Origin of the sequence: Humibacter albus DSM 18994 (genome assembly GCF_000421825.1) — a bacterium.
In the GTDB taxonomy this organism is placed as follows: domain Bacteria; phylum Actinomycetota; class Actinomycetes; order Actinomycetales; family Microbacteriaceae; genus Humibacter; species Humibacter albus.
This window is the reverse complement of the sequence record NZ_ATXT01000011.1, coordinates 672,017-698,753: the sequence shown is the minus strand read 5'-3', so window position 1 is coordinate 698,753 and position 26,737 is coordinate 672,017. Positions and strand designations below refer to the sequence as shown.

The 26,737-nt window shown below is 69.7% G+C and carries 20 protein-coding genes and 1 pseudogene; 18 read left to right on the top strand and 3 right to left on the bottom strand.

Features of this window, described 5'->3' with window-relative positions:
• The first annotated feature begins 2 nt into the window (after positions 1-2).
• The 6 genes from H623_RS0104650 to mutM all read left to right on the top strand — a co-directional run bounded on the left by H623_RS0104650 (position 3) and on the right by mutM (position 6,294).
• Positions 3-1,325, top strand: a complete 1,323-nt coding sequence (locus H623_RS0104650) for a DUF58 domain-containing protein (protein WP_026939916.1) — start codon at positions 3-5, stop codon at positions 1,323-1,325.
• A gap of 94 nt (positions 1,326-1,419) precedes the next feature.
• The gene (locus H623_RS17780; RefSeq protein WP_051143059.1) at positions 1,420-3,696 is read left to right on the top strand and encodes a transglutaminase TgpA family protein; all 2,277 of its coding nucleotides are present in this window, start codon (positions 1,420-1,422) and stop codon (positions 3,694-3,696) included.
• Between the two features lie 11 nt (positions 3,697-3,707).
• Positions 3,708-4,301: a YceD family protein gene (locus tag H623_RS0104640; protein ID WP_022899782.1), complete on the top strand. Its 594-nt coding sequence runs from the start codon at positions 3,708-3,710 to the stop codon at positions 4,299-4,301.
• Positions 4,302-4,305: 4 nt separating this feature from the next.
• Entirely contained in the window at positions 4,306-4,509 is a 204-nt protein-coding gene (gene rpmF / locus H623_RS0104635; RefSeq protein ID WP_022899781.1) for a 50S ribosomal protein L32, read from the top strand.
• 94 nt (positions 4,510-4,603) lie between these two features.
• On the top strand, positions 4,604-5,284 hold the full coding sequence (rnc, locus tag H623_RS0104630; RefSeq protein WP_245558889.1) for a ribonuclease III: 681 nt from the start codon (positions 4,604-4,606) through the stop codon (positions 5,282-5,284).
• Between the two features lie 8 nt (positions 5,285-5,292).
• A complete protein-coding gene (mutM, locus tag H623_RS0104625) occupies positions 5,293-6,294 on the top strand; it encodes a bifunctional DNA-formamidopyrimidine glycosylase/DNA-(apurinic or apyrimidinic site) lyase (RefSeq protein WP_022899779.1) in 1,002 nt (333 codons plus the stop codon).
• Here the strand turns inward: mutM and H623_RS17775 are convergent.
• Complete coding sequence (locus H623_RS17775; RefSeq protein ID WP_022899778.1) at positions 6,230-7,336, bottom strand: NADPH:quinone reductase; 1,107 nt, start codon at positions 7,334-7,336, stop codon at positions 6,230-6,232. The two genes, mutM and H623_RS17775, sit on opposite strands and share 65 nt — an antisense overlap.
• Before the next feature lie 414 nt (positions 7,337-7,750).
• Positions 7,751-8,815, bottom strand: coding sequence for a GNAT family N-acetyltransferase (locus tag H623_RS0104615; protein ID WP_169514889.1), 1,065 nt, complete (start codon positions 8,813-8,815; stop codon positions 7,751-7,753).
• 250 nt (positions 8,816-9,065) lie between these two features.
• On the opposite strand from H623_RS0104615, the gene smc reads away from it, so the two are divergent.
• From smc to ffh, 4 genes are read left to right on the top strand one after another with little or no spacing between them, the layout of a single operon-like run.
• Positions 9,066-12,644 (top strand): chromosome segregation protein SMC, encoded by a 3,579-nt coding sequence (gene smc / locus H623_RS17770; RefSeq protein ID WP_022899776.1) that lies wholly within the window; start codon positions 9,066-9,068, stop codon positions 12,642-12,644.
• Positions 12,645-12,671: 27 nt separating this feature from the next.
• Positions 12,672-13,544 carry a signal recognition particle-docking protein FtsY gene (ftsY, locus tag H623_RS0104605; RefSeq protein ID WP_022899775.1) on the top strand — a complete coding sequence of 291 codons (873 nt, stop codon included), beginning with the start codon at positions 12,672-12,674 and terminating at the stop codon, positions 13,542-13,544.
• A 5-nt stretch (positions 13,545-13,549) separates the two neighbouring features.
• Positions 13,550-14,050 carry a DUF2004 domain-containing protein gene (locus tag H623_RS0104600; protein WP_022899774.1) on the top strand — a complete coding sequence of 167 codons (501 nt, stop codon included), beginning with the start codon at positions 13,550-13,552 and terminating at the stop codon, positions 14,048-14,050.
• Positions 14,051-14,103: 53 nt separating this feature from the next.
• Positions 14,104-15,666, top strand: a complete 1,563-nt coding sequence (gene ffh / locus H623_RS0104595; RefSeq protein WP_022899773.1) for a signal recognition particle protein — start codon at positions 14,104-14,106, stop codon at positions 15,664-15,666.
• Positions 15,667-15,685: 19 nt separating this feature from the next.
• Here ffh and H623_RS0104590 read toward each other — a convergent pair whose 3' ends face one another.
• Positions 15,686-16,819, bottom strand: coding sequence for a glutamate--cysteine ligase (locus tag H623_RS0104590; protein WP_026939913.1), 1,134 nt, complete (start codon positions 16,817-16,819; stop codon positions 15,686-15,688).
• 263 nt (positions 16,820-17,082) lie between these two features.
• Between H623_RS0104590 and aroA the strand changes: the two genes are divergently transcribed.
• From aroA to H623_RS20690, 8 genes and pseudogenes are all read left to right on the top strand, one after another.
• Complete coding sequence (gene aroA, locus H623_RS0104585) at positions 17,083-20,193, top strand: 3-phosphoshikimate 1-carboxyvinyltransferase (protein WP_211217964.1); 3,111 nt, start codon at positions 17,083-17,085, stop codon at positions 20,191-20,193.
• Positions 20,190-21,356 carry an acyl-CoA dehydrogenase family protein gene (locus tag H623_RS0104580; RefSeq protein WP_022899770.1) on the top strand — a complete coding sequence of 389 codons (1,167 nt, stop codon included), beginning with the start codon at positions 20,190-20,192 and terminating at the stop codon, positions 21,354-21,356. Before aroA ends, H623_RS0104580 begins: the two co-directional genes overlap by 4 nt.
• Before the next feature lie 81 nt (positions 21,357-21,437).
• Positions 21,438-22,289, top strand: coding sequence for an SDR family oxidoreductase (locus H623_RS0104575; protein WP_022899769.1), 852 nt, complete (start codon positions 21,438-21,440; stop codon positions 22,287-22,289).
• 3 nt (positions 22,290-22,292) lie between these two features.
• Positions 22,293-24,422, top strand: coding sequence for an FAD-dependent oxidoreductase (locus H623_RS0104570; RefSeq protein ID WP_022899768.1), 2,130 nt, complete (start codon positions 22,293-22,295; stop codon positions 24,420-24,422).
• Between the two features lie 178 nt (positions 24,423-24,600).
• Positions 24,601-25,020, top strand: a complete 420-nt coding sequence (gene rpsP, locus H623_RS0104565) for a 30S ribosomal protein S16 (RefSeq protein ID WP_022899767.1) — start codon at positions 24,601-24,603, stop codon at positions 25,018-25,020.
• A gap of 4 nt (positions 25,021-25,024) precedes the next feature.
• Entirely contained in the window at positions 25,025-25,252 is a 228-nt protein-coding gene (locus H623_RS0104560) for an RNA-binding protein (RefSeq protein ID WP_022899766.1), read from the top strand.
• A 6-nt stretch (positions 25,253-25,258) separates the two neighbouring features.
• Positions 25,259-25,855 (top strand): annotated as a pseudogene (gene rimM / locus H623_RS17765) (ribosome maturation factor RimM); the annotation flags it as partial.
• A gap of 200 nt (positions 25,856-26,055) precedes the next feature.
• The gene (locus H623_RS20690) at positions 26,056-26,700 is read left to right on the top strand and encodes a phosphotransferase (protein WP_245558868.1); all 645 of its coding nucleotides are present in this window, start codon (positions 26,056-26,058) and stop codon (positions 26,698-26,700) included.
• Positions 26,701-26,737 lie beyond the last annotated feature (37 nt).

Below are 26,737 nucleotides of genomic sequence, written 5' to 3'. Positions count from 1 at the left end.
CCATGAAGGGCACCCGAGCCCGGTCCGCAGCGCAGCGGCAGAGACCGACCTGGCGAGGCGCTGGGCTGGCAGTTGCCGGTGTGCTCTCGATGGCGGGTGCAGCGCAGCTCGGCCGAGTCGATCTGCTCGTGCTCGGCCTGGTGCTGGTGTTGCTGCCGCTCGCGGCGGCCATCGCGATCACCGTCGAGAAGCCCTGGTTCAGCGTCGCGCGGGTGTTCGAGTCCGACGTCGTCACCGCCGGTGAGACCGCGCGCGCCACGCTCACCGTGCGCAATGAGTCGAGTCGGCGCTCCGCGGCGCTCCGGTGGCGGGATGCCTGCCCCGCCGAGTTGCAGACCCCCGGCTTCGCTCCGCTCCCATCGGTCGGCGAGCACGCGAGGGCCAGCCGAGATCACACCGACACGGCCGTCGTGCACTACAGCATCGGCACCACCGTGCGCGGAATCTTCACGCTGGGTCCGCTGCTGGTGGAGCGCACGGATCCGTTCGGTCTGATGCGCGCCAGGTATCCCGTCGGCTCGGGCAAGCCTCTCGTCGTGGTGCCCCGCGTTGACGACCTCGGCGACGCCGACCTCGACGTCTCCCGTAGCGAAGGCTATGAGCACGAACTGGTCAAGCACAGCATCCCGAACGCGGACGAGCTGATCGCGCGCGACTACCGTCCGGGAGACCCGATGCGTCGCGTGCACTGGCGGGCCACGGCTCGGCACGACAAGCTGATGGTGCGCCAGGAGGAGCCGCGCAGCAACCCGGAGTCGTGGCTTCTGATCGACACCGACGCCGGATCGACGGAACGAAGGTCGGATGCCTCGAGTCCGCGTTTCGAGACAGCGGTCGCCCTGGCGGCGTCCATCGGATCGCACCTGATCGACCAGGGGTTCGTGCTGGGGGTGGCAGAGACGGCGCCACTGCAGCTCCAAGGGCGATCGGGATCGGGGCGAGCGGGGCTCACCGGGCTCCCGGTGGCGGCGTACGACCCTCCGGGTGGTGCGCAGACACTTCTCACGGGGCTCGCCGGCCTGCAGCAGCGGGAGCGGGAGAACACGGACCCGGCGGCCGTGCTCGCCGCGGCGCTGGGACGCAATCAGCAGGCGGTGCCCACCTTCGTCATCATCGTGGACGGTGATCACGATGAGCTCGCCGCGGTATCGGCGCGGGGATCGATGGGAGACCCGGCGGTGGCCTTCTTCGTCGGCGCCCGCCCCGAGCTGCGGGATCTCTTCGAACAACGGGGCTGGATCTGCGTCGACGCGAGCGCGGGGGAGGCCCCGCATGAGATCTGGCGGCGGGCGGGCATCCGTTCCGCTGCGGTGCAGCATGGCTGACACGGCGACCGGACGCGCGGGAGGATCGGCTTCGGGCCGTGCGCCGACGGCGGCATCACGAACGGGCGTGGACCCCGGGGTGAGCGGTCGCGGCATGACGACGACGTCGGAGCTGCGGCTGAGCGCGGCGCTGCTGGCGGTGATGGCCGCGCTGACGCTCGCTCTGGCAGGACTCGTCACAGGAGCGGCATGGTGGCTCGAGCTCCTGCTGGTGAGCGTCGTCGTGCTCGGTGTGGCCGCCGGATGCCGCGCCATTCCGTCCGCGCGTCATCCCGGCCTGCCCCACGCGCTGGCCCCCGTCGCGGCGTTCGTCGCCCTCGTGATGGTCGTCACGGCGCTGTTCGCCCCGCAGACGGCGCTGTTCGGCGTGATTCCGACGCCATCGACGATCGCGCAGTTCGGCGAACTGGTCGTGCGCTCGCGGACGTCGCTGTACACGCAGGGCGTGCCCGCCGATCCGGTGCCCGAGTTTCTCTTCCTGCTCGTCGGCGTGGGTGGTCTGATCGCGTTCGTCTGCGACTTGTTGGCGCTCGTGGTGCGCATCCCCTCTGCTGTGGGCTTACTCATGGCCGGTGCGCTCATCGCGCCCGCCGCGCTGCTGAACAGTGGCATCTCTCCGGTCGCCCTCGCCGCGTGCCTCGTCGCCTATCTGCTCCTGCTGCGGGCCGACATGCGAGTGAAGCGCGGGACAGTGCCCGAGATCGCCAGCTCGTTCACGATCGCGGCCGGGGCGATCGTCGTGGCGCTCGTGATCGGGACGACGGCGCCCGGCTTCCAGCAAGTGGGCCGGCAGTCGATACCCGCCGCCGGCGTGATGTTCGGGGAAGGCGGCGCCCCGCTCGTCGACCTCGGTGCGGACCTCCGGCGACCGGCCGCCGTGCCGGTCATGGACTACACGACAACGGCAGCCGCGCCCGGTTATCTGCAGATGACCACACTCGACGTGTTCTCCGGAACCGTGTGGCGGCACACGCGCACAGCGTCGGACTTCTTCACCTCCGAGACGACGGTCACGAGAGTGCCGGGGCTCAAGCCCGGTGTGAAGACCGGCACGGCGGTCACGAAGATTCAGGTGCATGACCTGACCAGCCAGTGGCTGCCGGCGCCGTACCCGGTCTCCAGGCTGAGCGGACTGAACGGAAGCTGGGGCGTTGAACGCGACGACCTCACCATCGCCGGGTACACGGCGAGCACCGCCGATCAGAGCTACCGCGTCGTCACCCGCACGGTCGAGCCGACAGCGGCCCGCATGCGCGAGTCCGGCGACGATTATCCCCGCTCGGTGCAGCGCGACCTCACGCTGCCGCCGGACATGCCACCGATCATCCGCACCACGGCCGAGCAGGTCATGGCAGGGGCGACGACCGCGTACGACAAGGCGATCGCGTTGCAGGCTTATTTCCACGACGGTGATTTCCGCTATTCGCTGGACGCTCCCCGCAGCGGCGGGTACGACGACGACACGCCGGGAACTATCGCGAAGTTCCTCGTGAAGAAGGCCGGGTACTGCGTGCATTTCGCGGCTGCCATGACGCTGATGGCGAGGGAGCTCGGCATTCCGGCGCGCATCGGTGTCGGATATCTGCCCGGCGATGTGACGGGCAGCAGCGGCCACAGCACCTCTTACCAGGTCAGCTCCGATGACCTGCACGCCTGGCCCGAGCTGTACTTCCCGGGCGTCGGCTGGGTGCAGTTCGAGCCGACCGTCGGCCGGGGAACGGTGCCGAACTACGAGCCCGCGAAGTCGACGGCCGTGTCGCCGACCGACGAGCCGAGCGCGTCGGCGACCGCCGACCCTCGCCGGCTGGTGCCCACGGATGCCCCGATCGCCGGCGACGGCACATCGTCGCCCGACTCGGTGGCCGCGATCTCCTCCTCCGGCACGGTCGCCGCCGTGGTGCTCCTTCTGGTCGCGCTCATGCTCACGCCGGCCATCGTGCGACGTCGGCTACGAGCCCGGCGCGTCGGCGCGGTGCGCGGCGGGGGAGGGACGGCCACGACCGCCTGGAGCGAAGTGCGAGCCACGGCACTCGATCTCGGGCTCGCCGCGCCCATGACCGAGACGCCACGGGCATTCGCCGATCGATTGAGTCGCACGTGGAACGAGGCGCCGGGAAGCAGGCCGGACGCGGCGACGCGCGAGGCGGCATCCCTCGCGATCCGTCGGCTGCAGGATGCCCTCGAGCACGAGCGGTTCGGTCCACCCGATCGTTCCGCGGCCGATCCGGCGCTCGCCGACGACCTGATCGCCGTCGTGGGCACGCTCGGCGCGACCGCGGGATTCGCGCGCAGAACACGTGCCGCACTGATGCCGGTGTCCCTGTTCGAAGGGCGGACGGCGACGGCGGCGTCGGCGGGGCCGGTCGCGTAGAATCGACGGTCATGCCTGCCGTTCGCAACCCGTATTCGGTCAACGTGCGCGATCTCCTGAACCGCCCGGGCGAGATGCGCGAAGAGACCCTGACGATCGACGTCCCCGAGAAGCTCGGTGAGGGGCTGCTGCACGTGGATGCCGGCACGCGACTCGATCTTGATCTGCGGCTCGAGTCGGTGCACGAGGGCGTCCTCGTCTCCGGGGATGTCTCGGCGACGGCGACGGGCGTCTGCGGTCGTTGCCTGATCGACATCGAGCAGGGCGTTCAAATCGACTTCCAGGAGCTTTTCGCGTATTCTTCTGGGGAAGCTTTTGACTTCGAGGTTCACGACGACCACGTGGATCTTGAACCTCTGGTCAGGGATGCGGTAGTGCTGTCACTGCCGTTCCAGCCGGTCTGCCGGCCGGATTGTCCTGGTCTCGATCCCGAGACCAGCAAACGGCTGGCCGATATGCCGGATCGCGAACCCAGCAGAACCATCGACCCTCGATGGGCCGCGCTCGCGGACTTCCCCGCTTCCGATGACGCCGCCGGTCAGAGCGGCAGAGCTGACGAGTCGAGCCCTGCCGATCACACCGGCTCCCGAGACAGAGAAGAGTAGAGACATGGCTGTTCCCAAGCGGAAGAAGTCGCGCGCCAACACGCACGCCCGCCGTTCGCAGTGGAAGGCGCAGGTTCCGAACCTGGTCAAGACCGTCGAGAACGGCAAGGTGACCTACAGCCTCCCGCACCACGCGAAGGTCGTCGAGGATTCGGCCGGTACCCCGCTGTTCCTGGAGTACAAGGGCCGCAAGGTCGCCGACGTCTAGTCACGTGCCGCACGCGGATGAGCGGGCGGAGTCACAGGCGCGCATCGAGAACGGTGCGCGCCTGAGTGCTGCTGCCGGCACGGATGTCGCCGAGCTGCAGCGTCGCATCGGCGTGCACGTGCACGACGATCTGCTCACCCTGGCGTTGACGCACCGCTCCTACGCCTACGAGCACGGCGGCATCCCGCACAACGAACGCCTCGAGTTCCTGGGGGACTCCATCCTCGGGCAGGCCGTGACGGTGAAGCTCTACCGGGACCATCCCCTGCTCGACGAGGGCGACCTCGCCAAGCGGCGCGCCTCGCTCGTCAGCAGCGTGGCGCTTGCAGAGGTGGCTCGGGGCATCGGACTGGGCGAGTTCGTGCTGCTCGGCCGCGGAGAGTCGCTGAGCGGCGGCGCCGACAAGTCGTCCATTCTGGCCGACACCGTCGAGGCGATCATCGGGGCCGTCTACCTGGATGCCGGTGGTGACGTCGCGACCGCGCTCGTGCTGCGTCTGATCGAGCCGCTGCTCGACGACCCGCACCGGTTCGGCGCGGCCTTGGACCCCAAGACGAGCCTGCAGGAGGCGGCGGCGCACCACGGCGCCCCCGCTCCGCAGTATCTGGTGACCGACAGCGGGCCGGACCACAATAAGACATTCCACGCGACGGTCACGGTGCAGGGACTCGTCACCGCCACCGGCGACGGCACGAGCAAGAAGAACGCCGAGATGGCGGCCGCGCTGCGCGCCTGGACCGAGGTCACCGCCGGCGACGGCGCGGCCTCCCGCTGACCGCCGCCGTGCCCGAGCTCCCCGAGGTCGAGGTGGTGCGTGCCGGACTGGCTCCGGCCATCACCGGCGCGACGCTGACCGGCGTCGAGGTGCTCGACGAGCGTGCGCTCACCCGGCACGAGAGGGCACGCGGCGACTTCGCGGCGCTCCTGACAGGCAGACGGATGCTCGGAGCGGCTCGCCGAGGAAAGTTCCTCTGGGTGCCGCTCGAGGCATCCGACCGTGCTCGCGAGAAGGCGGCCGGTGCACTCCCCGGGCCAGTACCGGGCGCGGCGTCTGATGTGCTGTCTCGGCCGGCGGAGAGCGCGTCGAGCGATGCGATCCTGCTGCACCTCGGCATGAGCGGTCAGGTGCTCCTGCGGGAGCCGGGGGCACCCCTGGAACCTCACGCGCGCGTGCGGTTGACCGTGGAGCATCCGGAGCACGGAGAGCTCGCCGTGCACTTCGTCGACCAGCGCACCTTCGGATCGCTCGCCGTGGATGCGCTCGTCACGACACCGGACGGCGCGGCCGGCGGATTCGGCGTCGACCTGGCGAGCGTGCCGAGCCAGGTGGCGCACATCGCGCGGGATCCGCTCGATCCGGCATTCGACGACGACCGTTTCTTCGCGTCGCTGCGTGCCCGGCGTACCACGGTGAAGCGGGCCCTCCTGGATCAGACGCTGATCAGCGGCGTGGGGAACATCTACGCGGATGAAGCGCTGTGGGCGGCGCGGGTGCACTTCGACCAGCCCACGTCATCCCTCTCGGCCCGCAAGGCTCGCGAGCTGCTGGCCGAGGCGCGAGCGGTGCTGCAGAAGGCGCTCGTCGAGGGCGGCACGAGCTTCGACGCGCAGTACGTCAACGTGAACGGCCAGGGAGGCTACTTCGCACACTCGCTGAACGCCTACGGCAGGCAGGGGCTGCCGTGTCCGCGTTGCGGCACTGCGATGGTGCGCGCCACGTTCATGAACCGCTCGAGTCATTACTGCCCGCGGTGTCAGCGGGTGCGGAGGCCACGGCGGTCTTGACGCCGTCCAGAGACGGGAGAAGCACCGCACGGCGACGCCGGGTGCCGGCCTCCAGCTCGGCGTGCACCGCGCTCGCGGCGCTGAGGGGGAGTCGATCGATCGGCAGTGCGGGCACTGCGCGCGAGACGACGAGGCCGTTGATCACGGTCGCCGCCCGAGCGAGGTCGTCGACCGACGCGTTGCTGATCGCGAAGCCCGTGATGCTGCGGTCGTGCGTGTAGAGATCGCCGAACGTGAACTCGTCGTGTCGCGTCATCCCGGCGATGAGCACGATGCGGCCGCCCTGTGCCAGCAGCGGGACCGCCTGCGCGAGGCGGAACGTTCCGGACGTGTCGAGCCAGACATCCGCACCGTCTGAGGGCGCCACGACGGATGCCTCGCCGGGCCGAGCTCGTTCGGCGGGAGCCAGCGCCATGGCCAGCGCCTCATCGAGATCGGGGTCCCGGTAGTCGAGCGCTTCCACGCCGAGGCTGCGCAGTCTGGCGACGTCGCGGGCGCCGGCGCTCGTCACCACCCGGGCGCCGAGGGAGCGGGCTATCGCGACGGCGCAGGAGCCGACGTTCCCGCCGCCGCCTCCGACGAATGCGGTGCCGCCCGTTTCGAGGCCGCCGTGTCGCACGAGCGCGAGCCACGCGGTCGCGGCCGGATGCACGAGCGCGACCAGCTCGATCGGGTCGACGCCGTCCGGCACCCGATAGAGCCGGTCCTGCGGCACGATCGCGAACTCCGCCGCCGCGCCCTGACGTCCGCCGTGGCCGAGGCTGTTGCACCACACGCTCTCGCCGACGCGGAATGCGCTGACGTCGTCGCCCATGGCATCCACGGTGCCGACGAGGTCACGCCCCACCACGAACGGGAACGTCATCGGCGTGCGGTACGCGCCGCTGCGCACGAAGGTGTCGACGTGGTTCACCGTGGTCGCCGTGACGCGCACGCGCACCTCGCCGGCGGCGGGCTCGGGAACCGGCAGAGACGCCATGTGGATGCTCTCGGCCGGCCCGAGTGCGTCGATCACCGCCGCACGCATCGTCGTTGCCCCCATGTCGTCACGATAGCGAGGTCGCCGGTCGTCAGTGGGTCGCGAAAGTCTTGCGAATCCTGCAGCGGCAGGTCAGGGCTGATCGCGACCCGGTCAGGATTGATCGCGAACCGGTGAGGACTGATCGCGAACCGGTCAGGGCCGGGATCCTCCCACCCTCACGGTCCATCGACGTCTTCGGTGCACTATTTCAGGCCATCTCGGGTCAGATCGATATATCTGCCGTCTGAGCCGAGATGGCCTGAAATAGTGACGGGATCCGGGTGCAAAGGCGGGTGCCGCACCGGCGCCGTCCGACGACCACCGACCGCCGACTGCCGACCACTGCCCACAAACCGACGATCGCCGACCAGCGCCGTTCCCTCGAGACACGTGCATCGACGAAGGGCTCATCCGCCCCGCGGCGTCGATCGGTCCTCAGGCCAGGCTCTTCTGCCAGATCCCGTTGAGCGCGCGCTGACGGAACCCGAGCTCGCGGTTGATGGCGAGCATCGGTTCGTTCTCGACGGCGTTCCAGGTGAGCACGTGCTGCGTGTGGGGAGCGATGCGGGCGAGCGCCTCCACGTTGGCGAGCTTCACCGCCAGGCCGAGCCGATGCCCTCGGTGCGCGGCGAGCACCAACGTGTCGCGCTGCTCGGCGGTGGCCGACCCCTGCGCCACGAGCACGATCGTGTACGCCGCAACCTCGCGCGTGGTCTCCTGCACTGCCGCCGCGACCAGGGGCGGCCGGCCTGCGTCGCGCCAGCGCTGCTCCTCACGGCGCACGCGATCCGCGTCCCAGCGCACGGTGTCCACCGGGACGCCCTTGTGCGGCGCATCCACCAGCATGCGTGCTCTGGCAGCGGCGAACGAGTCGATCAGGTCGTCGGGGCACCGCTGCCAGGTGACGAGACGGTATCCGCAGGCATGAGCATCCACCTCGGCGTGCAGACGTTCGCGCACGACCGAGGAGAGCGGAATGTCTGCACGGCTCATCGCTTCGACCTGCGCCAGCCGGAACCCGTGCGCCCGAGCGAAGCGCGCATCCGCATCGTCCGGCAGATGCTGAGCGCTCGGCGGCACAGAATCGGCCGTGCCGCTCGGGATGCCCGAGAGCACGTGCTGCGTGAACGTCGCGATGTCGACGCGTCCGGCGTCGGCCACCAGCTCCTCGCCCTGCCGCAGCAGGGCCGCCCCGATGCCGTGTCGGCGCGCGGCCGGGATCACGTGCACCTCCACCTCGGCCGTCGTCGCGTCCTCCTCCAGCGGCACCGTGACGAGCAGTCGGCCCGCCGGTTCGCCCTCGAGCCGGGCGAGATAGAGCAGGCGAAGCCGGAACGGGCTGGAACGGAACCACGCGAGCTCGTCCTCCGGGGCGGAGACGAAGTCGTCGTCGCCCCACAGGTGCAGCGCGCAGTCGTTGCCGACGTCGACGAAACCGGCGAAGTCACCCGAGGTGTCGGCATCCATCGTCTCCGGAACGACGACGCGCTCGATCGTCACGCGCACGAGAACCCCTCTCGTCGAGATCGGCCACGTCGTGATCAGCCTAGGCAGAGCATCCTCGCGAGCGCATGCCCGTCTTGCCGGGACACGCAATCGGCAGCCGACCGGTATCGCGGAACGCTCGGGAGGCTGCCGGGAAGCCCGTCCGCTCTCGGGTACCGTAGAGACCGTCTCAGGCGCCGTCGACCCGGCGCCGACCGCAACGAAGACGGTACGACGAGGACGGCATGGAACGAGGGGGCGCCGCTTGCATCTGAAGAGCTTGACGCTCAAGGGATTCAAGTCCTTCGCTCAGCCGACCACGTTCGCCTTCGAACCCGGCGTGACCTGCATCGTCGGTCCGAACGGGTCAGGCAAGTCCAATGTCGTCGACGCGCTGGCCTGGGTGATGGGGGAGCAGGGCGTCAAGACGCTGCGCGGCGGCAAGATGGAGGACGTCATCTTCGCCGGCACGTCCACCCGCGGACCGCTCGGCCGCGCCGAGGTGACGCTCACGATCGACAACTCCGACGGCGCCCTGCCGATCGAATACTCCGAGGTCACGATCAGTCGCACGCTGTTCCGCAACGGTGGCAGCGAGTATGCCATCAACGGCAAACAGTGCCGTCTGCTCGACGTGCAGGAGCTGCTCAGCGACTCCGGCCTCGGCCGGGAGATGCACGTCATCGTCGGGCAAGGGCAGCTGGACGCCGTCCTGCACGCGAGCCCGGATGACCGCCGCGGGTTCATCGAGGAGGCCGCGGGCATCCTCAAGCATCGCCGCCGCAAGGAGAAGACGCTCCGCAAGCTCGAAGCGATGCAGACGAACCTCACGCGCCTGAGCGATCTGGCCGGCGAGATCCGGCGCCAGTTGAAGCCGCTCGGCGCCCAGGCCGAGGTCGCACGCGAGGCGCAGACCATCGCGGCGGTCGTGCGGGATGCGCGTGCCCGCCTCCTCGCCGACGAGGTCGTCGGCCTGCGCGCAAGCCTCGACGACTACTCCCGTGACGAGTCCCAGCGGCACAGCGAGCGCATCGTGCTGCAGGAGCAACTGGAGCAGAAGCAGCTGCGCATCGCCCGCATCGAACAGGAACAGGTGGGCGACGCGGTGGATGCCGCGCGCCGCACCGCGTTCGGGCTCGAGTCGGTGCAGGAACGGCTGCGCTCGCTTTTCACCCTGGCGAATCAGCGCCTCGCGTTGCTCGGTTCGCAGGCCGAACTCGGCGAGTCCGCCCGCACGGTGACGCCCGACATGATCGAGGCGTCGAAGGCCGAAGCGGCGCTGCTGCGGGACGGTGTTGGCGAGGCGGATGCCGCGGTGACGGCCGCGCAGACCGCCACGCGTGCCGCCCGCGCGCACCTGGACTCCATCGACGAGCAGATCGCCGCCCAGAGCGCGCTCGTGTCGCAGCACGACCTCGAACTGACGAAGCTCGCCGGACAGGCGGACGCCGCCGCGCAGCGACTCGCCGCCCTGCGCGGTGAGGTGCTGCGCCAGCGCAACCAGCTCGAGGCCGCCGAGCAGCGCCGTGCGGCCGCCGAGGAGGCGCTGACCGACAGCGAAGGCGACTCGCCGCTCGGACCGGATGCCCAAGGCGAGCTCGCCGAGGCCTACGAACTGGCACAGGCCGCCGTCTTCGAGGCCGAGGCCGAGATCGAACGGCTGCGCGACGAGTTGCGCACACTCGAGCGCGAGCGCGACGCGCTCTCCGGCCAGGTGAAGGCCCTCGGCCGCGCGCTGGGGGCCCGGGACGGATCCGCCGCGCTCATCACGGCCGACCGCGCCGGCGTCAAGGGCCGCGTCGCCGACACCGTCAAGGTGGAGCCCGGCTACGAGGCCGCTATCGCCGCCGCCCTCGGGTCGCTCGCCGACGCGGTCATGGTGGCAAGCCGTGACGCGGCGGTCGACGCGGCGCGATTCGCCTCCGCCGAGGACCTCGGCTCCATCGAGTTGGTGGTCGACGACGACGCGGCGCCGCACGACTCGTCGCCCGCTGCCGTCGTGCCGGCGGGCGCCCGCGCCGCGACGGACCTGCTGCTGGCCGGCACCGCGAGCATCCGGGCCCTGCTGCGCCACGTGATCGTCGTCGAGAGCCTGGACGACGCGCGCACCGCGTGGGACGACGTCTCCGACGCGGCCACCGTGCTCGTCACCCGCACCGGTGAGGTGCTCTCCGCTCACACGCTGAAGGGCGGGTCGGGCCAGGGCGCCGGTCGCATCGAACTGCTCGCGGAACGCGACGCAGCCGCGTCGCGGCTGACGGAGCTCGAGTCCGCCATCGCGACGGCGAAAGACGAGCACGACGGTCAGCGTGAGGCGCTGCAGGCGGCGAAACAGGCATCCTCCGCGGCTCTGACGCAGCTGCGCGCGTACGACGCCCAGCTGGCCGAGCAGGCCGAGAAGTCGAGCCGCCTGACGGCGCAGCTGGAGGGCGCGAACGCGGAGGCGGAGCGCATCGCGCGCGGTATCGCCGAGTCGGAAGCGAAGGCCGCCGAAGCGGAGAAGGTCGCCACGGCGGCCAAGCGCGCACATGAGACCCACGCATCGAGGCCACGGCCCATCCTCGATGTGAGCGAACGGGACGTCGTCTCGGCCGAGCTCGAGGCCTGTCGCGAGGCCGAAGTGCAGGCCCGGCTTGCCGCCGAGACGGCGCGCGAGCGCGTGCGTGCGGAGGAGGCGCGCACCGCATCCCTCAGCAGGCGCCTCGAACAGGAGCGTGCGGCGGCGGCCGAGTCGGCGCGGCGGGAGGTCGTGCGCCGGCACCAGGTGGCCGCGGCGGAGGGCGTGATCGGCCTGCTTCCCCGCGTGCTCGACTCCGTCGACAGGTCGGTGAGTCAGGCGCGCACGGAACTCGCCGCGGCGGAGGCGGCACGAGCGGGGCAGAACGAAGAGCTCCTCGCGCTGCGCCGGGACGAGGCAGCCCTGCGCGACCGGCTGCAGGCGGTGAGCGAGAGCGTGCACGGCCTCGAGCTGCAGATCTACGAGAAGAAGCTGCACCTCTCCTCCCTCTTGGAGCGCGCCGGAAGCGAACTCGGCCTGGTCGAAGACGTGCTGGTCGCCGAGTACGGTCCCGGGGTGGGCATTCCGGTGGACGGTTCCGCGGAGTCCGAGGACGGTGAGGAGAGGCCGTTCGTGAGGGCCGAGCAGGAGAAGCGGTTGCAGGACGCGGAGCGCAAGCTCGCGCGCCTCGGCCGCGTGAACCCGCTCGCGTTGGAGGAGTTCGCGGCGCTCGAGCAGCGGCACAAGTTCCTCACGGAGCAGCTGAGCGATCTGACCAACACGCGCAAGGACCTGCTGACGATCATCGCCGACATCGACGAGCGCATGCAGGGCATCTTCTCGGAGGCGTTCGAAGACACCAAGCAGGCGTTCGCCGACGTCTTCCCGGTGCTCTTCCCGGGCGGGAGCGGCAGCATCCGTCTCACCGACCCGGATGACCTGCTCGGCACCGGCGTCGAGGTGTCCGTCCGCCCGGCGGGCAAGAAGATCGAGCGACTCTCGCTGCTCTCCGGCGGCGAGCGGTCGCTGGCGGCGGTCGCGTTCCTGATGGCGATCTTCAAGGCGCGACCGAGCCCGTTCTACATCATGGATGAGGTGGAAGCCGCGCTCGACGACGCCAACCTCGGCCGCCTGCTGACCACGTTCGAGGAGCTGCGCGCCGACAGTCAGCTCATCGTGATCACGCACCAGAAGCGCACCATGGAGATCGCCGACGCGTTGTACGGCGTCTCGATGCGGCAGGACGGCGTCTCGGCGGTCGTCGGCCAGCGGGTCGAGGAGCGCGGGTCCAGCCGCCGGACCGACGCGCAGCGTGACACGGCACAGCACGCGGAGCTCGCGTCCTGAGAGTGCAGCGCCCGCTAGCCTGAAGGCATGGCAGAACGCTCCTGGTCGCTGAAGGGCGCCCTCCGCGGCATGTTCGCGAAGCCGACGATCGACGACGAGACGTGGGACGACCTCGAGACGGCGCTCATCACCGCCGACTTCGGCCCGGCGGTCACCGACGAGATCGTCGAGGAGCTGCACGAGAAGGTCGACCGCTACCGCACGACCGATCCAGCCGACCTGCAGCGGATGCTTCGCGAGACCCTCGAAGAACGTCTCGCCCGCTTCGATCCCACCCTGCACCTTTCCGAGCGCCCTGCCGTGGTGCTCGTCGTCGGGGTGAACGGCGTGGGAAAGACCACCACCATCGGCAAGTTCGCGAAGTTCCTGCGCAACTACGACCGCTCCGTCGTCGTCGGCGCCGCCGACACGTTCCGTGCCGCCGCCGTCGAGCAGCTGGCCACGTGGGCGCAGCGCGCCGATGCGCAGATCGTGCGGCCGCAGCAGGAGCGGCAAGATCCGGCATCCGTCGCGTTCCAGACCATCGAGTTCGCGAAGAGCCATGGGACCGAGATCGTGATCGTCGACACCGCCGGCCGGCTGCACACCAAGGGCGGCCTGATGGACGAGCTGTCGAAGATCAAGCGCGTCGTCGAGAAGCAGGCGCCGATCGCCGAGGTGTTGCTCGTGCTCGACGCGACGACGGGTCAGAACGGTCTCGCGCAGGCGCAGGCGTTCATCGAGCACGCCGGCGTCACCGGGCTCGTGTTGACCAAGCTCGACGGCTCCGCGAAGGGCGGCTTCGTGCTGGCCGTGCAGGAGCGCACCGGCCTGCCGATCAAGCTCGTGGGCCAGGGCGAGGGGATCGGCGACCTCACCGGATTCACGCCGCACGTGTTCGCCCAGCAGCTGGTGGGCTGAGCGCGATGTCGATCGAGCACGACTACTTCGGCGTCGTCGAGGAGGATTCGGCCGGCGGTCTGTACTGGTCCGAGACGATCGAGGTGGCCGAGCAGCCCGTCGAGGTGGTGCTGACCGCGCCCGACGCGGGCGGCGTCTCGGCGACGGGCTTGGACTCGGCTGCTGCGGTCATCCATGCGCTGGAAGGCCTGGATGCCCGCGCCCGCGACGCTCTGATCGCCGACCTGAGCCAGCGCGAGTCGGTCACGACGTCTTACATCGACCAGCGTGTCGACGACATGGGCGAGTCGCTGATCGATCTGCTCGTGCACAACTCCGGCGACATCGCCATGGACGTGCTGCGCTCGCTGCAGCTTCTGCGCGTCACGTTGCGTCCCGACAACACGGGTGACGACGAAGCGTTCGCCGTGTTCACCTATTCGATCGATCCCGACGAGTCGGATGCGGTGCTGCAGGTGAGCTTCGACGATCGCGGAGACGTGATGGCGGTCGACGACGGCGAGTAGCCTCCTCGCCGGTCGGGGAGCGGTCGGTGCGCTCCAGTACCATTGACACCACCATGGCTACCTTCGGCACACTCTCCGATCGGCTCACCGAGACCTTCAAGAACCTCCGCACCAAGGGCAAGCTTTCGGCATCGGATGTCGACGGCACCGTGCGCGAGATCCGTCGCGCCCTGCTCGACGCCGACGTCTCACTCGACGTCGTCAAGCAGTTCACTGCGACAGTGCGCGAGCGAGCCCTCAGCGACGAGGTCAATCAGGCGCTCAATCCCGCCCAGCAGGTCGTGCAGATCGTCAACGAGGAGCTCATCGGCATTCTCGGCGGCCAGCAGCGCCGCCTCGAGTTCGCGAAGAACCCGCCGACGGTGATCATGCTCGCCGGCCTCCAGGGCGCCGGTAAGACGACGCTCGCGGGCAAGCTCGCGAAGTGGCTGAAGAAGGACGGCCACACGCCCATGCTGGTAGCCGCCGACCTCCAGCGCCCGAACGCCGTCACGCAGCTGCAGGTCGTGGGCGAGCAGGCCGGAGTCCCGGTCTTCGCGCCCGAGCCGGGCAACGGCGTCGGCGACCCCGTCCGTGTGGCGAAGGATGCCGTCAAACAGGCCGAACGTCAGCAGCACGACGTCGTGGTCATCGACACCGCGGGACGTCTGGGCATCGACGCGGAACTGATGAAGCAGGCATCCGACATCCGCAAGGCGACGAACCCCGACGAGGTGTTGTTCGTCATCGACGCGATGATCGGTCAGGACGCCGTCAACACGGCCAAGGCCTTCCAGGAGGGCGTCGATTTCACCGGCGTCGTGCTCACCAAGCTGGACGGCGACGCGCGCGGCGGCGCCGCGCTCTCGATCGCGTCGATCACCGGACGCCCCATCATCTTCGCGTCCACCGGCGAGGGCCTCGACGACTTCGAGCCGTTCCACCCCGACCGCATGGCCAGCCGCATCCTGGACCTCGGCGACGTTCTCACCCTCATCGAGCAGGCGCAGCAGGCCTTCGACGAGGAGGAGGCGCGCAAGGTCGCGGAGAAGTTCGCGACCGACAGCTTCACGCTCGACGACTTTCTCAAGCAGATGCAGCAGCTGCGCAACATGGGCTCGATCAAGAAGATGATCGGCATGCTGCCCGGCGCGGGGCAGATGCGGCAGCAGCTCGACCAGTTCGACGAGAAGGAGATCGTGCGCACCGAGGCGATCATCCAGTCGATGACGCCGTCGGAACGGCACAACCCGAAGCTGCTGAACGGCTCGCGGCGACTGCGCATCGCCAAGGGCTCCGGCATGACCGTGACCGATGTGAACCAGCTCGTGCAGCGGTTCGAGCAGGCGTCCAAGGTGATGAAGACCGTCGCCAAGGGCGGCGTGCCGAACGTTCCTGGGATGGGTCCGGTGCCGGGTGCGAGCTATGGCGGTCGCAAGCAGCAGAAGAAGAAGGGCAAGTCGTCGCGCTCGGGCAACCCGGCGAAGCGCGCCGCGGAGAATGCCGCCATCGCGGCGGGAACCAATGCCGCGTCCGCCGGCGGCGACGCGGGAGGTTCCGGTTTCGGCATCGGCGGCCAGAATGCTCCGAGCGGCGATGAGCTCGCGGCGGTGCAGAAGCTGTTCGGCCGCGGCTGAGGCCCTGCTCGAGCGGCCTCTACTTCAATCCGGTTCGCAGTTCCGTCGTCAGCGACGACACCACGGCGGGAAGACTGCCACCGTTGGCCTCGGCCACCGCGAGCTGCCGCTGGTAGCTGACGCCCGTGCGCAGAATGCGCTCGACATCGGCGAGCTCGGCGGAGCATCCGAGGCGCTCGGCCGTCGGTGCGAGTTCCGTCACGAGTGAGCGCAGTCCGTCGGCCACCGGTCCCTGTGCGCCGCCGGGGTCGAGAATGATGTCCGCGTCGATGCCGTACCGGGCCGCACGCCACTTGTTCTCGCGCACGAACCACGGCGGGAGCACGAGAGGCGGCTCTCCACCGTCGAGCTGGGCGGACATCCGTTCCGTCAGGCAATGGATGATCGCGGCCAGCGCCCCGAGTTCCGTCACGGTGGAGACGCCGTCGCATGCGCGCATCTCCACGGTTCCCCAGTGGGCTGACGGGCGGATGTCCCAGCGGACCTCCGTGTAGTCGCGGATTACCTGCGTCTTCACGAGATCGTCGACGTAGCGCTCGTAGTCGCTCCAGTGCTCCAGTTGCCACGGCAGGCCGGCTGTCGGAAGCTGCTGGAACATCAGCGCGCGATTCGACGCGTACCCCGTGGCGACACCGCCCCAGAACGGGCTCGAGGCGCTCAGCGCCTGCAGGTGCGGAAGGTACGTGAGCAGCCCGTTCACGATGGGCAGCACCTTGTCGCGCTGCTCGATGCCGACGTGCACGTGCACGCCCCAGATCAGCATCTGGCGCCCCCACCACTGCGTGCGCTCGAGCAGATGCTCGTAGCGTTCCGACGGGGTCGGCTTCTGGTCGAACCACTGCGCGAACGGATGCGTTCCGGCGCACATCAGTTCGATGCCCAGGTCGTCGGTGACCTCGCGCACGGACTCGATCAGTCCCTGCAACTCGGCGACGGCATGGGGAACGCTGTGGTGCACGCTGCTGATCAACTCGATGGTGTTGCGCAGCAGCTCGTGGGTGATCTGCGACTGCTCGCCGCCGTCAGCCGGTTCCAGCGCGTGCAGAACCTCGTCGGCGCTCTGCACCAGGTCGCCGGTGTCGCGGTCGACGAGTGCGATCTCCCACTCGATGCCCACGGTGGAACGCTCCGACCGGGTGAACTCGATCCGCATGCGCCGCCCCTCTCGCGTGGTCGGCGAGCCCATACCTCCGGGGCATTCCACGCCTGGCCGACGCGAACGGTTTCCCGACTCGGGACTCGGGGGCTAGCCTAACGTTCGCCGAGGTCGGGAAACGGTGCTCGTCGACGACGTGTTCCGTGTCGCGACCCCTTGGCAAGGCACAGGTGCCATGGCTGTTTCCGGCGACGTCTCGTGTGCGTCCCGTCGGGACGGACGTGGCGGAGAAGGAACGCGAAGAGGCATATATGCGACTGATGGTCCAAGGAACCCGTGATCGGCTCGTCAACGAGCTCGACATCCCGGTCTCGAAGTATCACGCGCACCGCGCCCTCGTGCTGGCATCGCTGGCGGAGGGCACGAGCGTGATCCGGGGGCTGTCGTCCACTCGGCAGGTCGAGTGGACGGTGGGCGTGCTGCGTGCCCTGGGCACGCGCATCGACGTGGACGGTGACGCCTACGTCGTGCACGGTGGCCGTTACCGGGCTTCGGACGTCGTCGAGCGCGGCTCGAGCGGGCCCGACGGCGTGCTCAACGTCGGATCCAGCGGCACCACCCTCTATTTCATGGTCGGACTCGCCTCGCTGGCCGACAAGCCGATGACACTGACCGGCATGAAGTACTTCCAGCGCCGGCCGATCAAGGCGCTGCTCGACTCGCTGACCCAGATGGGCGTGCGGTTGCAGAGCACGCACGACTGCCCGCCGATCACGGTGCAGCCGCACGCGCCGACCGGTGGCGATGTGTCGATCGCCGGTACCCTCTCGCAGTGGCTGAGCGGTCTGCTCCTCCTCGCTCCGTTCGCCGAGAACGACACCACGATTCATGTCACGGGCGGGCGTCTCAACGAGCAGCCGTACGTCGATCTGACGGTGCGCATGATGCGCATGTTCGGCCTGCGCGTCGAGGTCTCCGACGACTGGCTCACGTACCGCATCCCGGCGCAGCAGACGGCGACGCCGTGCGACTACCGCATCCCGCCCGACATCGGCTCCGCCGCCTTCGGCATCGCGGCCGCGGCGCTGCATCCGGGCGATGTGCTGCTTCGGGGACTCTCGGCGACGCGCGCGGCCGAGACGGATCATCCCGAGGCCGAGTTCCTCGACCTGGCCGCCGAGATGGGCGTGCCGATGACCCTGGATGCCGACACCGGCTTCGTGCGCATCGCCCACGACGGTCTCGACCTGCGTCCGATCGACGTCGACTGCGGCCCGATCCCCGACCTGCTACCCGTGCTCTCCTCCATGGCGGCGTTCGCCGACGGAACGTCGCGGCTGCACAACGTGCGCCACATCCGGCTCAAAGAGTCCGACCGCGTGGCGGCCATGCTGCAGCTGAACCGCATGGGCGGGCGACTCGAGCAGAGTCCTGACGAGCTGCGCATCACGGGTGTGCGTTCGTTGAGCGGGGCGGCCATGTCGTCGTTCAACGACCATCGCGTCCTGATGGCGCTGGCGGTCGCGGCGTCCCGGGCCGACGGCGAGTCGACGCTGACATATCCGCGCGCCTATCGCATCTCCTATCCCACCTTCCTCGACGAGATGAACGGCATCGGACTTCACATGGACATCGGCACTCCGCCCGCCGACGACGAGCGCGACGACCACGAGGACGAGGCCGTCGCGACCTCGGCCGAAGATGTCGCATCGTCGCTCGCCGGGACCGCCGAGCCGCTGCAGCTGACCGAGGCCGTCGCGCAGACCGCGGCGGCGGAACCCGACGCGCCGGCGGTGCTGGAGGCCGACGGCCACGCGCTGAGTTCGCTCACCTGGCGCGAGCTCGACGAGGAGGCCGATCGAGTCGCCGCGCTGCTGCTGGAGGCCGGCGTGCGGCGCGGAGAGGCGGTGGCGGTGCAGCTGCCGAACTGGAGCGAATTCGTCGCCATCGCGCTCGGCATCATGCGCGTCGGCGGTGTCGTGACGCCGATCATGCCGGTGTTCGGTCCCCGCGAGACGGCGATGACGCTGGCGCGGTCCCGCGCCCGGGTGCTGTTCCTGCCGAACTACTTCCGCGGTCGGCAGCCCGTCGTCGAACTGCTCGCCGCCATCGGCGAAGCGGAGTCGCAGGGCCGAGAGCTCGCGGTCGAGCACGTGATCGTTCTGCGCAGCGAGAATCGGCGTGGTGCGGACTCGTCGGTGGAGATCCCGCCCATCCCCTCCGACGCGGTGGCGGACGCCCGCACCACGGACTGGAACTGGCGCTACTACGACGCCGCGCTCGCTGCCGTGGACGTGGACACGGATGCCATCGCGCAGGCCGCCCCCACGCTCGACGACTACTGCCAGCTGCTGTTCACCTCCGGCACCACAGGGGAGCCGAAGGGTGTGCGTCACACCTATCGCAGCCTGGGGCTGGCCACTGCCATGGAGGTGCGCCACCTCGGCCTCACGCACGACGATCGCATCTACGTGCCGTCGCCGCTCGCTCACCAGACCGGATTCCTCTACGGCATGCTGCTCGCCTGGCGGCTCGGCGTCGCCGTGGTCATCCAGCCGATCTGGGACGGGCGCGTGGCGCTCGAGCGGGCGTTCGGCGAGGGCAGGGCCACGTTCGTGCAGGCGGCGACCCCGTTCCTCTCCGACTTGCTCTCCCTGGTCGAGGGAGGTGAGGCGAAACCGGAGAGCCTGCGCATCTTCGTGGCCACCGGCGCCGCCGTGCCGCGCGCGCTCTCGCAGCGTGCCACCGAGGTGCTGGGCACGCGGGTACTCGGCGCGTTCGGCACCACGGAGACGTGCCTCGGCACGCTCGCGGGAACGGACGACAAGCCCGAGGATGCCTGGGGCAGCGACGGGCGCGCGTTGTTCGGCGTGGACATCCGTATCGTCGACGACAACGGCGAGCGCGTGGCCGCCGGCGTGGAGGGCAACTACGAGCTGCGCTCGCCGACCGTCTTCGACGGCTACCTGCAGCGCCCCGACCTCACCGCAGACGTGTTCACCGACGACGGCTGGTATCGCACCGGCGACCTCGCCCGTCTCGACGAGGCGGGTTACCTGCACATCACCGGACGGGTGAAGGACGTGATCAATCGTGGCGGCGAGAAGATCCCGGTCGTCGAGATCGAGAATCTGCTCTACCAGCACCCGAAGGTCACCGACGTCGCGATCGTCGCGATGCCCGACCCTCGGCTCGGCGAACGCGCGTGCGCTTTCGTGGTGCCGGCGGCGCAGGGTTCGCCCCTGGCACTGGCGGAGGTGCAGGATTATCTGCGACGCCACGGCACCTCGAAGTACTACTGGCCGGAGCGGGTCGAACTGATCGACGAGCTGCCGCGCAACGCGGTGGGCAAGATCCAGAAGAACGTGCTGCGCGAGCGGGCCGCCGTGCTGGTGGCCACGGAGAACGCGCAGCGGAAGGAGAACGCATGAGCCAGGATGCCGGCACCCGTGAGGACGCCGACGAGTACGCCGCACTGAAGCGCGAGATCACGCAGTGGGTCACGGGCCCCGGCGAGCAGTACGCCGAGCGCATCGAGGCGACCGGCGAGGTTCCGCCGGAACTGTTCGCCGAGCTCCGCGACCGCGGCTATCTCTCGCTGGCGGCGCCGCAGCGGCTCGGCGGGCGCGGCATCCCATTCGCGCAGTACCTGGAGCTGATGGAGATCGTCTCCCGCTCGCACGCGTCCATCCGCATGCTCGTGCACGTCATCAACGGCACGTGGCGCGCGATGGACCCGTACATGACCGATGAGCAGCGCGAGAAGTTCGTCGTGCCATCGGTGAAGGGCGAGAAGCTGGTCGCGTTCACGCTCACGGAGGCGACGGGCGGAACCGGCGCGGACATCCACTCCACCGTGCGCCGCGAGGGCGACAGGTACCTGCTGAACGGCGAGAAGCACCTCATCACGTTCGGCGTGAAGTGCGACTGGTGGCTGCTCGCCGCCCGCCTCGAGGGCTCGACCGGCAAGGACGGCATCGTCGCCATGATGGTGCCGAACACCGGCCTCGACGGCGCCGAGGTGGTCGACGACTCGCAGACGATGGGCGTGCACGGCACCGACCACGCCATCCTGCGTTTTCACGACACGCCCGTGCCGGTGGCGAACCGTGTCGGCGAAGAGGGTCAGGGCCTCGAAGTCATGCTGGGCGGTTTCTTGCTGCCCAGTCGTGTCTCGGTGGCGATGAGTTGCGTGGGCCTCGCCGAGCGGGCGCAGGAGCTCGCCGTGCAGTACGCGCAGCGTCGCGAGACGTTCGGCAAGAAGCTCGCCCAGCGCCAGGCCGTGCAGTTCCTGCTCGCGGAGAACTACGCCGACATCCGGGCCGCCAGGGCCCTCGTGCTCGAGGCGGCGCGCGCGTATGAGAACGACGACCCGGAGGCGGGCGTGCTCTCCAGCGCGAGCAAGATGGTCGCCGTCGACATGCTCACCCGGGTGACCGACAAGGCGCTGCAGATTCACGGCGGCCAGGGCTACTGGAAGCGCAACCCCATCGAACGCGTGTACCGGGATGCCCGTGCGCAGCGCTTCGAGGAGGGCACGAACGAGATCCAGAAGCTGGTCGTCGGCCGCGCCGTGCTGACAGGCCAGGTCTGAGACAGCCCCGCCCGGAGCCGCATGCCGGACCGCATGCCGAACACGAACGAAGAACGAACGAGAACAGGAGCACATCCGCTCATGACGGAACCCGAGACGACATCCGCCGCCTCCGCCGAGACGGCCGCGAGGCCGCGCGTCACGCTCATCACCGGCAGCTCACGCGGCATCGGCCGCGTGCTGGCGTTGAAGCTGGCATCGCGCGGTGAGCACGTGGTCGTCAACTACAAGAAGAACGCCGAGCTGGCCGACGACGTGGTGCGCGAGGCGCGCGAACTGGGTGGCGGCGGCCTGGCCGTGCAGGCCGACATCGAGGAGCCCGACGACATCGACGCGCTCTTCGAGAAGGTGCGGGCCGAGTACGGCCGACTCGACGGTTTCGTCGCCAACGCGGCGGCGAGCGCCTTCAAGCCGGTCTCGGCGCTCAAGCTGCACCACCTGGACCGCAGCTGGGCCATGAACGTGCGCTCGTTCGTGCTCGGCGCACAGCGGGCATCCGCCCTGATGACGAATGGTGGGCGCATCGTCGCCGTCACGAGCTACGGATCGCTGCGCGCGTTCCCGACCTACGCTTCGCTGGGTGCGGCGAAGGCGGCGGTGGAGTCGTACGTCAAGTTCATGGCGACGGAATTCGGTCCGCGCAACATCACCGTGAACGCGGTGAACGGCGGCCTGATCGACACCGACTCGCTCGAGTACTTCTACGAGCGGGTGCCGGGAATGGCGCCCATGCAGTCCGTGATCGAGAAGGTGCCGCTCGGACGTCCGGGAACGGCGGACGACATGGCATCCGCCGTCGAGTTCCTGCTCGGTGCCCACGCCGGGTACATCACCGGTCAGACCATCACCGTCGACGGCGGGCTGACCGTCGTGGCCCCGCCGTACTGGGCGGACACCTCCGGCGAGTTGCGCGCCGCGGTCTTCGGCGACTGACGGATGCCCGCCGATCCCTCCGCGCTGACCCGCACCTTCACCCCGTGGTCGCTGGGCACGCTGCGACTGCCGCACCGCGTGGTGGTGGGCAGCATGCACACCGGCCTGGAGATGCGCGACGACGGGGGAGAGGGCCTCGCCGCGTTCTACCGCGAGCGCATCGAGGGCGGGGCCGCGCTGATCGTCACCGGAGGCCTGGCGGTGTCGCCGGAGGGGCGAGGCGGGCCCGACTATGCGGTGCTGAGCGATCCTCAAGCGCAGGAGCGCCTCGCGTACGCCGTGGGCGCTGCACACGAGGCCGGGGGTGCGGTGGCCGCGCAGCTCTTCCATGCAGGTCGTTACGCCGTACTCGACGGGCTCGTGGACGACGTGGGTGCCCCGGCGCGGTCCGTGGCGCCCTCGGCGCTGCCGTGGCGTGCTGCGCACGGCGAGGTGCCGCGTGCGCTCGGAAGCGACGAGGCGTGGGAGGTCATCGAGCAGTTCGCCACCGCGGCCGCGACGGCGAAGCGTCTGGGCTTCGACGCCGTCGAAGTGATGGCATCCGAGGGCTACCTGATCAACCAGTTCTGTTCCCCGGTGACGAACCTGCGCGAAGACGAGTGGGGCGGCGACGGCGATCGCCGCTCGCGCTTCGCGATCGAGACGCTGCGTGCCGTGCGCGTCGCCGTGGGCGACCTCCCCGTCACGGTGCGCATCTCGGGCGATGACCTCATGCCCCAAGCTCCGGCGCCGCACGACTACGCGCGGCTCGCGGTGCGCCTGGCCACCATCGGTGCCGACGCCATCAGCGTGGGCATCGGGTGGCACGAATCCCGGGTGCCGACGGTGCAGGCAGCCGTTCCGCACGGCGCCTGGCTCTCCGCGGCCGAGGGCATCGTGTCGGCGCTGCGCGAGGCCGGCGAACACGCCGCCGTGATCGCGAGCAACCGCTTCACAGACCTGCGCGACGCGGAGACGGTGTTGCAACGCGGTACGGTGGACGCGATCGCACTGGCACGGCCGTTCCTCGCCGACCCGCAGCTCATCCAACGATCGCGGGGTGGTGCCTTCTCCCTGGTGAACACGTGCATCGGCTGCGATCAGGCGTGCATCGACCGCTCACTCGTCTTCGAGCCCGTCTCGTGCCTGGTGAACCCGCGCGCCGGACGCGAGTCGCAGTTCCCACTGGTCGCGGCTCGATCGCGTGCGCGCATCGCGGTCGTCGGAGGTGGACCGGCGGGAATGGCATCCGCCCTGGACCTCGCGCGGCGCGGGCACGACGTCACACTGTTCGAGGCGGCCGACGCCCTCGGCGGGCAGTTCGCCCTCGCCGCGCGCATCCCGGGCAAGGAGGACTACGCGGCCACGCCGCGCGCGGCATCCGAAGAGCTGAGCCGGCTCGGTGCGAGGCTCGAGCTCGGTGCGGCGGCGACCGCCGACGATCTGGCGGGCTTCGACGGGGTCGTGCTCGCCACGGGCGTGCGACCGCGTGTCGTCGACATCCCCGGAGCCGAGCTGCCGCACGTGCTCGACTACGAGCGCGCCATCCAGCACGGTGTGCCGGCCGGCAAGGTCGTGATCGTCGGCGGCGGAGGCATCGGCGTCGATGTCGCCACCATGCTCGTCGAGCCGGCGGATGCCCGGGTGCGGGCCTCGGGGTTCGCCCCGCGCTTCGGCCTTCCGTGGCCCGCCGACGTGCTCGAGGCGAAGCGCGGCAACTGGGCGAATCGTCCGGGCGACCCGACGGCTCCGGGCGATGCGACGGCGGCCGCGTCCCGACTCGCGCGCCCGGGATCGGACGTCACGATCCTTCGCCGGTCCGGCAAGTTCGGCCAGGGAGTCGGCATCACGGCGCGCTGGGTCGTGCTCGGCGCGCTGCGGGACGCGGGCGTGCGCATGATCAACGAGCTGACGTACCGACGCATCACGCCGGAGGGTGTGGAGATCGCGCGCGTGGGGGGCCAGGTGGAGCTCCTGCCGGCGGATGCCGTCGTGGTGTGCGCGGGGCAGGAAGCGCATGACCCGCTCGGACGCGAGTTGGCCGAGCGGGGCATCCGCTTCGAGGTGGTCGGCGGAGCGCGCGACGCGAGTCGGGTGGATGCCGTGCGCGCGACGAGCGAGGGCCTGGTCGCCGCGCGCCGTCTCGCGCCCTGAGCGGTGAGGGCGTCGATTACCGATCTCCCAGCGGAATCTGCAAGAATGACCAGTCGAGTTCACTCGGGACGACCCTCTATCAGACCGTGATGCGACTCTCCATCAGACCTCCTGCCGGGTGTGCCCCACGCCTCCGGCAGTCAGTTCGCGCGAAACATTCAACACACTACGGAGAATTGTGGCTGTCAAGATCCGCCTTAAGCGGCTCGGAAAGATCCGCGCCCCCTACTACCGCATCGTCGTCGCCGACTCGCGCACCAAGCGCGACGGTCGAGTGATCGAGGAGATCGGCAAGTACCACCCCACTGAGAACCCCTCGTTCATCGAGGTCGACTCCGACCGCGCCCAGTACTGGCTCGGCGTCGGCGCTCAGCCGACCGAGCAGGTGCTGGCCATCCTCAAGCTGACCGGCGACTGGGGCAAGTTCAAGGGCGACAAGAACGCCGTGAGCACCGTCCAGACGGCCGAGGCGAAGGTCGCGTTCGTCGCCGACGAGAAGAAGAAGCCGGTGCTCAAGCCGAAGACCGAGAAGCCGGCCGAGAAGGCCGCGCCGAAGGACGAGGCATCCGAGTCCGCCGACGAGACCACCGAGGCGTAACACCTTGCTCTCCTCCGCTCTGCAGCACCTGGTCGAAGGCATCGTCGACCACCCCGACGACGTCCACGTCGTGGCGAAGGAGTCCCCGCGCGGCGAGGTCCTCGAGGTTCGCGTGAACCCCGAGGACCTCGGTCGCGTGATCGGTCGCTCCGGTCGCACGGCGAAGGCCCTGCGCACCGTCGTCGGTGCGCTCGCCGACGGCCGCCGTGTTCGCGTCGATCTCCTCGACTGACACGCGGTGAGCGGAAAGAAGGACGAGCCGAAACCGCCGAAGCAGCAGCTTCGCGTCGGCAGACTGACCAAGGCCCACGGTCTCAAGGGGGCCATCAAGCTCGAGCTCTACACGGACGATCCCGAGCACCGCTTCGTGCCCGGCGCCGAGTTCTCACTGCAGGTGCCCACCGGTTCCCCGTGGCACGGCAAGACGCTCACGCTGGCCGAGCTGCGTTGGTACAACGGGCATCCGGTGGGATTCTTCGAGGGCGTCAACGACCGCACGGAGGCGGAGACGCTCATCAAGGCGATCCTCTGGGTCGACCAGGACGACTCGGTCGAGGACGATGCCTGGTACGACCATCAGCTCGTCGGGCTGCGAGTGCTGCGCGAGGGCGCGGTGGTGGGCACCATCGCCCGCGTCGACCACTTGCCGGCGCAGGACCTGCTCGCGGTGAAGACGGCGAGCGGCGAGGTGCTCGTGCCGTTCGTGTCCGCGATCGTGCCGGAGGTGGACGTCGCGGCCGGCACCGTCACCGTGACGCCTCCGATCGGCCTGTTCGAGGAGATCCCCGAGACGGAGGGCGACGACGACGCGGCGGATTCCGCGGCCGAGTCGTCCGAGACGGCGACGGCATCCAGGACGGCGACGGCATCCGAGAATTCTGGCGGATCCAAGAACCCTGGCGAATCCGAGAACCCTGGCGAATCCGAGAACCCTGGCGAATCCGAGAACCCTGGCGAGCCCGACAAACAGGCTGGCACGGAGGAATCGGCCGACTGAGGAGACGCCACGGCAGCCGTCCTGCGAGGATGGCGGTCGTGGATGCAGTCTCTGTGGTCGTCGCGCACTCCGAACGTGCGACCCTGCGCGTAGGTGACACGTTCCTCAAGGTCGACTCCGACCGGAGCATGACGGACCGCGAAGTCGAGGCGATGCGTCTCGCACCGATCCCGACGCCGACCATCCTGTGGCGCACCCCGCCCGTGCTCGCCATGGCAGCACTCCGGGGTGAGCCGCTCGCCCATCTCGGAGCACCGTCGACGGCGTCCCCTGCAGCATGGGCCGCGGCGGGTGCTGCCGCCCGCACACTCCACGACGCACCGCTGCCGCCATGGCAGGGACGGAGCCTGATCGACGTCTCGTCGCGGCTCGATGGCGAATGCGCGGTGCTCATTGCGCGCGGCATGCTGCCCGCCGAGTTGATCGCGGACAGTCGACGCTTGGCCGAACAGGCTCTCCGGTCATCAAGACCGGCCTTCATGCACGGCGACTTCCAGGTCGAGCACGTCTTCGTCGTGGGGGACGAGGTCACGGGCGTGATCGACTGGTCGGAGGCGGTCGCGGCGACGCTCTCTTCGATCTTGCCACCCTCACGCTCGGCCACGAGGAGCACCTGGGCGACGTCGTGGCGGGCTACGGCGCCGACGTCGACCTCGATGCGATCCGTGCGTGGTGGGCGGTGAGATGCCTGCTCGCCATCCGGTGGCTCGTCGACAACGG

Coding starts and splice junctions, on each gene's coding strand:
- ftsY (WP_022899775.1), top strand. CDS start 12,672: ATGGCAGAACGCTCCTGGTCGCTGAAGGGCGCCCTCCGCGGCATGTTC.
- H623_RS0104600 (WP_022899774.1), top strand. CDS start 13,550: ATGTCGATCGAGCACGACTACTTCGGCGTCGTCGAGGAGGATTCGGCC.
- rpmF (WP_022899781.1), top strand. CDS start 4,306: ATGGCTGTTCCCAAGCGGAAGAAGTCGCGCGCCAACACGCACGCCCGC.
- H623_RS17775 (WP_022899778.1), bottom strand. CDS start 7,336: ATGGGGGCAACGACGATGCGTGCGGCGGTGATCGACGCACTCGGGCCG.
- ffh (WP_022899773.1), top strand. CDS start 14,104: ATGGCTACCTTCGGCACACTCTCCGATCGGCTCACCGAGACCTTCAAG.
- H623_RS0104640 (WP_022899782.1), top strand. CDS start 3,708: ATGCCTGCCGTTCGCAACCCGTATTCGGTCAACGTGCGCGATCTCCTG.
- H623_RS0104590 (WP_026939913.1), bottom strand. CDS start 16,819: ATGCGGATCGAGTTCACCCGGTCGGAGCGTTCCACCGTGGGCATCGAG.
- H623_RS0104580 (WP_022899770.1), top strand. CDS start 20,190: ATGAGCCAGGATGCCGGCACCCGTGAGGACGCCGACGAGTACGCCGCA.
- H623_RS17780 (WP_051143059.1), top strand. CDS start 1,420: ATGACGACGACGTCGGAGCTGCGGCTGAGCGCGGCGCTGCTGGCGGTG.
- H623_RS0104650 (WP_026939916.1), top strand. CDS start 3: ATGAAGGGCACCCGAGCCCGGTCCGCAGCGCAGCGGCAGAGACCGACC.
- H623_RS0104570 (WP_022899768.1), top strand. CDS start 22,293: ATGCCCGCCGATCCCTCCGCGCTGACCCGCACCTTCACCCCGTGGTCG.
- H623_RS0104575 (WP_022899769.1), top strand. CDS start 21,438: ATGACGGAACCCGAGACGACATCCGCCGCCTCCGCCGAGACGGCCGCG.
- aroA (WP_211217964.1), top strand. CDS start 17,083: ATGGTCCAAGGAACCCGTGATCGGCTCGTCAACGAGCTCGACATCCCG.